4 protein-coding genes are annotated in these 11,685 nt (G+C 41.6%); 2 read left to right on the top strand and 2 right to left on the bottom strand.

Going from position 1 to position 11,685, the window contains the following annotated elements:
• Positions 1 to 295 precede the first annotated feature (295 nt).
• Positions 296 to 3,712, top strand: a complete 3,417-nt coding sequence (locus ACMX3D_RS02690) for an ATP-binding protein (RefSeq protein ID WP_482749955.1) — start codon at positions 296 to 298, stop codon at positions 3,710 to 3,712.
• 401 nt (positions 3,713 to 4,113) lie between these two features.
• On the opposite strand, the gene ACMX3D_RS02685 is transcribed toward ACMX3D_RS02690, so the two are convergent.
• Positions 4,114 to 6,342: an HAD-IIB family hydrolase gene (locus tag ACMX3D_RS02685; protein ID WP_482749954.1), complete on the bottom strand. Its 2,229-nt coding sequence runs from the start codon at positions 6,340 to 6,342 to the stop codon at positions 4,114 to 4,116.
• A 511-nt stretch (positions 6,343 to 6,853) separates the two neighbouring features.
• Between ACMX3D_RS02685 and ACMX3D_RS02680 the strand changes: the two genes are divergently transcribed.
• Complete coding sequence (locus tag ACMX3D_RS02680) at positions 6,854 to 8,212, top strand: UDP-N-acetylmuramoyl-tripeptide--D-alanyl-D-alanine ligase (RefSeq protein WP_482749953.1); 1,359 nt, start codon at positions 6,854 to 6,856, stop codon at positions 8,210 to 8,212.
• A gap of 19 nt (positions 8,213 to 8,231) precedes the next feature.
• Here ACMX3D_RS02680 and ACMX3D_RS02675 read toward each other — a convergent pair whose 3' ends face one another.
• Positions 8,232 to 10,958, bottom strand: coding sequence for an EAL domain-containing protein (locus ACMX3D_RS02675; protein ID WP_482749952.1), 2,727 nt, complete (start codon positions 10,956 to 10,958; stop codon positions 8,232 to 8,234).
• Positions 10,959 to 11,685 lie beyond the last annotated feature (727 nt).

The following is an 11,685-nucleotide window of genomic DNA, read 5'->3' as shown; positions in this document are numbered from 1 at the left end:
GTTGTTTCCCTGCACACTTAAGCTAGATGCAGTATGTTATTCCAGCAGTGAAATTTAAAAACATCTCATTGCTCAGGCTAACAAAAGTAGGTAACCTGTTTGAACAATTTCGACAGTTGACCAGAGAACAACTGGCAACTGCGTTAAATTTGGTGTATTCTATAAAACATTCTCAGAAACACAATCAACAGCCTCAAACGGCGTTAAGCAATTTTAGCAATTCTCTACAACTCAGGCTACAACAGCAGTTTCCAGATATCTACCTGCAATGTTTTGCAACAGTGGAGCAAAAACAGTGAGTTATCCGATGAAGACAAATTGTTCTGAGGATATCTTTGCGGGCGGTGGAGAAATGGGTTCACTGATGCGATCGCTTGATTGGTCGCAAACGCTATTAGGCCCAGTATCAGCATGGGCGCAAAGTTTAAAAACAGCTCTGAGTATTATTTTGAACTCTCGTTACCCAATGTTTATCTGGTGGGGTAATGAGTTGGCAATTCTTTATAACGATACTTATCGGAGGATACTTGGTGCGAATAAGCACCCCCAATATTTAGGACAATCGGCTAGAGATTGCTGGGCAGAAATTTGGGATGTGGTCGGGCCGTTAGCTGACAGTGTTTTGAGTACAGGTCAGCCTACTTGGTCAGATAATTTACAACTGATCATGGATCGTCATGGCTACCTAGAAGAAACTTATTTTACCTTCTCCTACAGTCCAATTCGAGATGAAACAGGGGGCGTGGGGGGAGTTTTTTGTGCAGTCATTGAAACCACCGAACAAGTAATTGGTGAACGTCGTCTCCGCACACTTCGTGAACTTGCTTCTAACACAGCCGCAACTAAAACAGTAGCCGCAGCTTACAGCATTGTGGCAGAAACTCTAACTCACAATCCGGCTGACATTCCCTTTGCTTTACTGTATCGAGTAGAATCGGCAGGCACACAAGCATGTTTGGTAGGAACGGCGGGGATAACAGCCGGAACTCCAGTAACTCCTAAACAAATTGACTTAACACAATTAACAGATCCTTGGCATCTGGCACAAGTCAAGCAGACAAAACAAGCCAAGATGATTGATAAATTGCCAGAAGGAATTGGCATAAATTCCGCATCATCAGCTTTAGTAGTCCCCATTGCTGAATCAGGAAAAACCGAATTAGCCACAATAGTTGTACTGGGTATTAGTCAGCAACGGGCGTTTGATGATGAATACAAAGGATTTTTTGATTTAGTAATTAATAATATTGCCACAGCACTAGCCAATGCCGATGCTTACGAAGCAGAACGCCAACGCGCCGAAGCATTAGCAGAATTAGACAGAGCAAAAACAACGTTTTTTAGCAACATCAGCCATGAGTTTCGCACACCCCTAACACTCATGTTAGGGCCATTAGAAGAAACTTTAGCTAATCCTAGCGGGCCGTTGCCCAGCGATCGCCAAAAACTTGAAATTGCCTATCGTAATTCTCTGCGCTTACTCAAGTTAGTCAATACCTTATTAGACTTTTCTCGCATTGAAGCCGGAAGAATGCAAGCCGAATACCAGCCAACAGACCTAGCAATATTAACTGCTGATTTGGCTGCTGTGTTTCGCTCAGCCATTGAAAAAGCCGGGATACGCTATTTAGTCAACTGTCCCTCCTTACCAGAACCAATATATGTTGACCGCCCAATGTGGGAAAAAATAGTCCTTAACTTGCTGTCCAACGCTTTTAAATTCACCTTTGCCGGAGAAATTGCTTTAGAGTTGCGTTATTGCCAAGATCATGTAGAACTAGAAGTGCGAGACACAGGTACAGGTATTCCCGCCACAGAAATACCCCGCATATTTGAACGATTTCACCGCGTACCAGCCGCCAAAGGTCGCACCTACGAAGGTACAGGCATTGGTTTGTCATTAGTTCAAGAACTAGTCAAACTGCATCAAGGCACAATTACAGTTAATAGTATTGTCGATCGCGGTACAAGCTTCATTGTTTCTATCCCCACAGGATGCGATCATTTACCAAGCGATCGTATATATTGCACCACAACTACAACGCCCTTAACCATTCCGTCAAGCAATACATATATTGCCGAAGCCCTACGTTGGCTACCGGAAGAAGGGAGCCGGGAGCCGGGAGCCGGGAGCCGGGAAGAATCATATCTGTCACCTGTCACCTGTCACCTATCACCTTCCTCTCCCCGCATTCTCTTAGTAGACGACAATGCAGATATGCGCGACTATATGCAGCGTCTATTAAGTCTGCAATATGAAGTTATAGCAGTAGGAGATGGCGTAGCAGCTTTAGCATCTATCCGTCAACAAATGCCGGATATTTTGCTGACAGATATCATGATGCCAAAACTAGACGGTTTTGGCTTAGTCCGAGAACTAAGGGCTGATCCCCAAACAAAAACCTTGCCGATTATTTTGCTTTCTGCCCGTGCAGAAGAAGAATCTTGTGTCGCAGGATTAGCTGCTGGGGCAGATGATTATTTAATTAAACCTTTTTCTGCCCGTGAACTATTAGCTCGTGTTAACGCTAACCTCAAAATGGCACAAGCACGCCAAGAAGTTGCCCATTATGAGCAGAGGTTACGCTTAGAAGCTGAGGCAGCAAACCGAGTCAAAGATGAATTTTTAGCCATTCTGTCTCACGAACTTCGTTCTCCACTTAACCCCATATTAGGTTGGGCAAGATTATTGCAAACTCAAAAATTAAATGCAGCCAAGACAGCTGAAGCTTTAGCAACTATCGAGCGCAATGCTAAATTACAAACTCAACTCATAGACGATTTATTAGATGTCTCGCGGATACTGCGCGGTAAACTCAACTTGAATGTAGCCCCAGTTGATTTATCATTCATTATTGAGTCGGCAATTGAAACAATGCGAACTGCTGCTGTTGCCAAATCAATTGTGATTCAAACTCAGTTAGGGCAAGTAGGACAAGTTGCAGGTGACTCCGCGCGGTTACAGCAGATACTTTGGAATTTACTTTCCAATGCGATTAAATTCACTCCTGATTCTGGGGAAGTGTCAATTCAGTTACAACAGGTTGGCAAGAATGCACAAATTACTGTGAGTGATACAGGTAAAGGTATCGAACCAGAGTTTTTACCTTATGTTTTTGACTATTTTCGCCAAGCTGATGCTTCCATCACACGCAAATTCGGTGGTTTAGGGCTAGGACTGGCAATTGTACGGCACTTAGTAGAATTGCATGGTGGTACAGTCACGGCTGCTAGTCCTGGTGAAGGATTAGGGGCAACCTTTACAGTGATGTTGCCATTATTACCTAGTCAGTCGCAAAATCATCAGGAAACTCAACCGAGTAATCTTGTGTTGGATTTGACCGGAGTGCGCGTTTTAGTTGTAGAAGATGATCTCGACTCCCGCGAATTCCTGATTTTTGCCCTAGAACAATATGGCGCAACAGTTATGGCCGCTGAAAATGCAGCTACAGGCTTTGAAATGTTGCCACAATTCCAACCAGATGTGTTGATTAGTGACATCGGAATGCCCATTGAAGATGGCTACAATTTAATTCGCCGAATTAGAAAACTGCCAGCCCAACAGGGAGGGAAAATTCCAGCGATCGCGCTAACTGCTTATGCTAAAAATGAAGACAGTCAGCAAGCATTAGCCGCCGGCTTTCAAATACACCTTCCTAAACCCATCGAACCCGCACAGTTAGCCACTGCTGTCGTCAGCCTGCTGGAATGAGTAGTTATGCACGAAAGTTAGTTGTTGGAAATTGGGTGCAAGGGTATAGGTATCTCTGACTTTTCACGGTATCTGGAACACCTTTCTCCAAACCTCTCTCCTACGAGGAGGAGCCACTGCGTTGGGCGGCTTTGCCGACTCCCTCAGTGGCGTTAGAGGCTTTGACTTCTCCCCCTTCCCTACGAGGAAAGGGGGCTGGGGGGTTAGGTTTATTATTTGTTTTTCCACATAACGTGAAAAGTCAGGTAGGTATCTAGGTATTCAAAACCCCTTAACCCTATACTCATACACCCCTACACCCAGTCTCAACACACAATCTTTGTGTATCAGTCCTGAATTTGAATCACGCGTATGTAAAAAAGTAAAAACTTACACCCCTACATACGCGTGAAACCCCAAAATTAAACTGCTAACATTTCCGGTTCCGGCTGGATTTCCGGCTCTGGTTGTGTTGCAGATAAGTTACCAAAAAAGTCGTAGTGATTTAAAGCTTCTAAAATACCCCAAGCATAGCGGCCTTTAGCGAAGTAAATCTGTGGATAACCCCGTAACTTGTGGATTTCTTTGCTGTAATTCCCCACAACAACTGCCAAAGTATTACCAGCCAACATTGATTCATCATTACCTGATGCACCTGCTACTAAGAACCGTTTGACTGGTAAGCCCCATTTCAAAGCTACATAGCGCAAAGCATCGCCTTTAGAAGCCCGAAATGGCACTATGTCCAGATACATATTGTGACTAAAAATGCCTTTGGCAGGAAGTTGTTGCTGGCGAAGATGGCGGATAATTTCGCGGAAATGAGGTGCTTTATCAGCATCTACAAAGTAGCTAATTTTAAACTTGCTTTGAGTGTCTGGTGGCTGCAATTCAAGACCAGGAATATCGTTCATTGCTTCTCGAATTGCCGCAGGTTGCCAATTGTAGCTGATGTGTTTTTCCCAACTTGGATCTTTGACGATTTTCGGCCCATAGTAAATTTCGCTACCTGTGGAGGTAATGAGTAAATCCGGCATGGGAAATCGCCATTCCTCTAACATACTTAAGGTACTGTTGAGGTTGCGGCCTGTGGCAATGCCAACACCAGTTGTATGGCCTTCGTCTTTAATCCGTTGAATCAACTTTTGTAGAGCTTCCTTGTCGCCTAATAAGGTATTATCAATTTCAGTAACTAGGAAGCGATCGGCTGTTGGCAAGTGGTTTGTCTCAGGTATTTTCCAATCTGAGTCCCCAACTGTGGGAAATTCTTGCACTGCACTGAATAGCGAAGAAACTTTCTGTTGGGGAAATCGGCGGATTTTCTCTAAATATTGTTCTACATGACTTTCCCAAGAGAAAGCTTGGCGGACATTAGCCAAGCCGTTGCTCGACCAGCGTTGCCATTGTTCAGGATTTGTCAAAACTTGACGCAGTCCATTTTGGATGTCTTGAATATCCAAGGGATCAATTAATAAGCCATTTTGACAAGCGGCAATAATATCTCGCGGCCCACCATCGGATGTGGCAATAATTGGCACACCACAAGCAGTAGCTTCAATTAAAGTTAGCCCAAATGGTTCTGTGAGTGCGGGATTAATAAATACTCCGCGAGTTTTCGCTGTCAGGCGATATAAATCAGGTACATCATCAGAATTATGATGTTTAGGATAGGCGATGTGACCATAAAGATCATAGCGATCGATTAATTGAAAGATTTCTGCAAACACCTGACGTGGCCCAGATTCCATCGTCGAGATATCTTCTCGTTGTCCTAGCACCAACACTAAGTTTGCTAAGTTTCGCAGTTCGGGATCTTCTCCAAAAGCCTTAATTAGCCGACTGACATTTTTTCGGATAGCCGGACGGGAAATTGCCGTAATCATTGGCTTTTGGGGGTCTTTGAGAAACCGCTGCAATTGCTGTTGAATGGGCGGATTTTGCCAATCTGCTGGTGCTGGATAAAACTTTTCTAAAGTCACTCCAGGCGGAATTACTACCATCCTTTCTGGTTGATATCTGTCGTAGACGCTGTATTGTTCCTCAATTTCTTGATTAGTGCTGGCAATGACTAGTGCTGCACCACCAAGAGTAATTTCTTCGGCTTCAATGCGCGTACTAATATGAAAGTGATCTTCAATGACTTCGAGCTTGGTTCCTTGCTCTAGTAATCGTTGCTGCTTGACTCGTCCTAGGGAATGACCTGTGTGTACAAGCGGTGTACCAAGCCAACCTGCAACACGACAACCGACATATCCTGCATCGGCGTAGTGGGTATGAATGACATTGGGAATTCTCCCAACTTTGCGAATGTGTCTGAGCAATTCATCAGCAAAGGTATCTAAATGTGGCCAAAGTACTTCTTTACGGAGATAGCGACGTGGGCCACAGGCAAGGCGGATAATTTGGGCTTTGTCTGAAAGAATTTCTACAGGTTGAGCGTAGTCAGGACTCACTTTTGGGTCATCTATTAAACGCGTCACCAAGTCAACTCTTTCTACTTGGGGATGTTTGGCTAATGTACAGGCAAGTTCGACCACATATTTTGTTTGTCCACCTGTGTCAGCATCTCTGCCTAATTCTAGATTTTTACCCCTAATTAAGCCGTGAACACTGACTAGTAGAATATACAACCCTGAACTATGTGATATCATGTCTTCCTCTGTCGTTGATTGTAGGTAGGTAATGCTATATTTCGCCTGATGAAATTTAATTAGCGTGGCGAGTTAAAGACAAAACATCTATCATTGGTTAGCCTTGATCAAAGGTTTAATACTTATTCTCCTTGAAGATGAACTTATTATTAAAAATAAACTAAGAAGTTTGTTTTCTTGCATTGCTTCGGTTTCTCAGTTAGTAACCAACTGATATAACAAAAATGCCAATTTATCTGCAAATTTTTGGATAATTGGTATGACAGATTACAAAATTAAGTAATGATATATGTTTTGTCTATGGTTGAATCGACAAAAAGGCTTTTGTATAGAAAAATTAGTCACTCCTTGAACGATCGCCTAAAATTACTGACTCAAAAACAAAGTACTATGCTTTGTTTTTTTGACATCAAGATTATACGATGACCAACTTTTGCTGTTGTCTCCTTTATGGACGATTTAGTTAAGAAAGCAGATAATCATTTTTGATAAAAAACATCCCAAAATTTTTATGCCTTGGTCTTCTACCTTATCCCAACTACTGCAAGTTCTTTCTGCTCAATCTGTCAACTTATCGGCAGCTGCTTTAGCACAAGTTAGCAGCGGTATCCAAACAGATACTCGTATCCTTCAGCCAAAAGAAGTATTTCTAGCGTTACGTGGCGAAAAGTTTGATGGACACGATTTTATCCCGACAGCGATCGCTAAAGGTGCATTAGCAGCAATTGTAGATTTTGACTACGAAAATTCTGAATTTCCTGTATTGCAGGTACAAAACACTCTAGAAGCTTATCAAAAAATTGGCAGATGGTGGCGCGATCGCTTCGATATCCCAGTCATCGGGGTAACCGGTTCCGTGGGTAAAACAACAACTAAAGAATTAATCACGGCAGTTTTATCTACCAAGGGCAAAGTCCACAAAACCTATGGCAATTTTAATAATGAAATTGGTGTACCAAAAACACTCCTAGAGCTAGATGCACAACACAACTATGCTGTAATTGAAATGGCAATGCGGGGTAGAGGCCAAATTGCTGAACTCACACACATCGCTAGACCAACCATTGGCGTAATTACTAATGTGGGAACAGCGCATATTGAGTTGCTGGGTTCCGAAGCAGCGATCGCTGAGGCAAAATGTGAATTACTAGCCGAAATGCCCAAAGATAGTGTGGCAATTCTCAATTACGACAATCCTTTACTAATCTCTACAGCCAAAAAAGTTTGGTCAGGTGAAGTTTTAACTTATGGTTTATCTGGCGGTGATATCCAAGGAAACTTGATTGACAGCGAAACTATAGAAGTCGCAGGCATAAAATTACCGTTACCTTTAGCTGGTCGTCATAACGCGACGAATTTTTTAGCAGCTTTAGCTGTAGCCAAGGTGCTGGGAATTGATTGGTCTACTTTAAGTGATGGTGTGCAAGTGGATATGCCCACTGGGCGATCGCAGCGTTATGCTTTACCCAATGATGTTGTATTATTAGATGAGACATATAATGCTGCACCAGAAGCGATGTTAGCAGCATTGCAATTATTGGCAGACACTCCCGGCAAGCGGAAAGTTGCCGTATTGGGAGCAATGAAAGAATTAGGAGAGCGATCGCCACAATTACACCAAAAAGTTGGCGAAACTGTCCGCAACTTGAATTTAGATAATTTACTCGTTTTAGTAGATGGACAAGATGCCGAAGCGATCGCTCAAAGTGCTAAAGGCATACCTTCAGAATGTTTCGCTAGTCATAGCGATTTAGTGGCGCGACTCAAAACGTTTATTAAAGCAGGCGATCGTATTTTATTTAAAGCCGCTCATTCTGTGGGTTTAGATCGTGTGGTCAATCAATTACGAACAGAGTTAGAACCAAAGTAGGTTGGTCAACTGTCAACAGTTAACTGAAATAGAAAGGAACTGGTCTAGCAACACCATAACCTTGGGCATAATTTACCCCAAGGTTTTGAATTACTTCTAAAATGGCGTTGTTTTCCACAAACTCGGCAATGGTTTGAATGCCCATTACCTGACCAATTTTATTGATAGCATCTACCATTGCTAAATCAATTGGCTCGTCTACAATGTGCTTGACAAAACTACCGTCAATTTTTAAGTAATCCACTGGTAGATTTTTGAGATAAGCAAAAGAAGACATTCCACTACCAAAATCATCTAAGGCGAAACAACAACCAAATTCTTTCAGCGAACGAATAAATCCAGCTGCTTTGCCTAAATTTTTAATGGCGACAGTTTCAGTAATTTCAAAGCAAATTGCTGCGGGTGGAATTTGGTGTAACGCAAACTGGTCGCAGACAAAATCAATGAATTGGTCGTCATTAATACTAGCGCCAGAAAGGTTAATTGTATATATAGAGCCGTGAGAGTAATTCAGTAATGAACAATGTTGAAAATTTCCGCATTGTGCTAGATGAGTAAAAAATGTGTGAATTACCCAACGGTCAATGGTTTGCATGAGATTGTAGCGTTCAGCAGCAGGAATAAAGGCCATTGGTGAGACTAACTTACCCGTTTCATCAATCAGCCGTAAGAGGATTTCATAATGTTCTGTTAAAGACTCGGTTCTACTCACAGGGACAATGGACTGGTAATAAAGTCGGAAACGATTATCTTCTAATGCTTGCGTAATCCTTCCTACCCATTGCATTTCTCCATACTGCCTTGCTAACTCCAGATCATCGGCTTGATAAATGTGTACACGATTGCGCCCTTGATTTTTCGCCACATAGCAAGCTGCATCGGCAGCACTTAAGGCAGTATTCATGGTTTGAGTATCGGCATTAATGGCAACTAAACCAATACTGATGCTGAGATTGAAAACTTTATCTGGTTTCCAGACAAAGCGGAATTTTTGAGTGGTTTCACGTAAGTTATTAGCAACTAATAGTGCTGCTTCTAAAGAACAATTATGGAAGATGATGCCAAATTCATCGCCTCCTAAACGTGCCAGGGTGTCACAGTCAGGTAAATGGGTTTGAAACAAATTAGCAACTTCACACAATAGTTCATCACCAGCAACGTGACCGCAAGTATCATTGACAATTTTGAACTGGTCTAAATCTAAATAACATAATACGTGTTGTCCTCCACCAGTCTGAGCGCTTGTGACTGCTTGTGTTAGGCGGTTCTCAAACTCCCGTCTGTTAACTAGTCCAGTCAAATTATCGTGACTCGCTTGCCAAGATAATAAACGTGCCATATTACGGCTTTGGGTAACGTCGTGAAACACTACCACGACACCAACGATTTGACCGTCACTGGTACGAATTGGTGCAGCAGAGTCTTCAATCGACAACTCTCTACCATTGCGGGTAATCAAAACAGTATGATTGGCTAAACCAACAATCACACCAGAATGTAAAACTTGTTCTACTGGGTTTTCTATTAATTCGCGGGTAACTTCGTGAATAATTTTGAAGACTTCTGTTAACGGCATACCTAATGCCTCGTTGAGACTCCACCCAGTCAGGCTTTCGGCAACTGGGTTAAGATATTGAATCAAACCAGTGGCATCGGTTGTAATTACGCCATCCCCAATAGATTGTAATGTGACTAAAGCCAGTTCTTTTTCGTGAAACAGAGCTTGTTCTATAACTTGGCGTTCGGCAATTTCATTTTGTAATTGTTCTAGAGTCTTTGATAACTCATTTGTGCGGAGAGTAACTCTTTGTTCTAGTTCTTCATTCGCTTTTTTGAGCGCTCTTTGCGATCGCCGTCGTTGATAATCGATAATATTAAGCGATCGGGCATTCTTCCAAATCAACACGGCAAAGACAATAACATTCAAAATGCTTAAAATGCACAGCCCAAATTCGGCAGTGTAAATCTGCATTCTGTAACCAAATAGAACTAACCAGCAGATGAGTGGGGGAAACACAATTGCAGCTGGTAAGAGATTTCTCGCCATCATCCCACCTGCATTTTTATTGGAAACTACAATCATTAACCCACGATTAGGACAAGCAAACAATATGCCACAAATCAGCAAAAGGAAGGCGACAGCTGTATGTATGGCAATTGATGTTAACGAACCAAATCTATAGAAATGTGCATTGCCATACACATAGCCTAATAGCCCCATTCCGGCAATGAAAAATGCTACTACTGCAAATAACTGCGCTATGAGATACTTTGGTGGCGACATACTCAACAGCAGTAGACTCAAGCCCAACAACAAAAAAATCACGGCAGTATGGACTGCCATACGACCAGGAGCAGCATCACCTAAAGGGTCAATGCTAGTCTGAAATAAAATTTGATCAATGCCAAGGTCTACGTTAAACGCATACTGAATCAGTGTCACAAGACCAATCAGTAATACCAAGAAAGCGCAGATTTGAGCCGCAGGACGTGTTATGTGAGTTGTCCATTGCCGATGCCACAGCCATAAAGACATTCCTCCTAAAATCAAACAGATAGCTGTGTTGGCTTTCATCGCTACCCATCCAGGTACAACGCTTTTTAGAATGGCAATGTCTTTAAACCAGCCCACCATGACAATACAGCCAATTAGGACTACTGCAATACTAGTTTTTTGCGAAAAAGACTGGAATAAAAAGTTTACAGCGGAAGACTGACAACGAGACTGGACATCATAAATAGTCATAGCTGATCACTCATAACTAGCAGATATCATGATATCTGCTAGTTATACATGAAATTATATCCATAAAAGTATAAAAATATTTAAGTTAACAGGAGCCTTACTTGACTGATGTTGTGTTTTTGGACTCCAGATTTTTGAAACTACTAGATATGGCGATTCTATTTGATTTACTAACTATTTGCAGAGATAAAGAATAGAGGGTATAAAGCAGATTTACTTGTAACTTGTTGAGGATTTTTATAGTTACGCTTTGGGTACTTATTGAGTATAAAACTAAATATAGCGCATAAATGCTACACAGTTACTTTTTTGCAAGTTGTTTTGCTTTATTATTTGTTTAAACGCAAATTCTTATAAAAAAAAGTCCGCTTTAGCGGACTAACCATAAGGGCTAATTGTTACTTGTATGGGTAACGAATATGTCAGATGGCATTTTTATTATTTCTAATTTAATATGAAAAATCAATATTTAATATTTATTTTTTAGACATAATTAATCTGAAATTTTTTATTTTTTTATTTAAAATAAATGGCGATTGTAATCAAAAAAAAAGTCCGCGTGAGCGGACTGCGGACATTGGATAAGGTTAGGTTGTCACCAAGATCGCTTACTCTTTATTAGAGGTTATATTTATTCTGATATACATCATCTGAAAAATCAAGCTTGATAAATTAAATGTTTAGACATAAGTCCTGATATTCTGTCTTTTGATAATTTAATATTGGG

The organism is Anabaena sp. TISTR 8404, assembly GCF_056847745.1.
The sequence above is the reverse complement of the archived record's forward strand: the minus strand, read 5'-3'. Positions and strand labels throughout refer to the sequence as shown.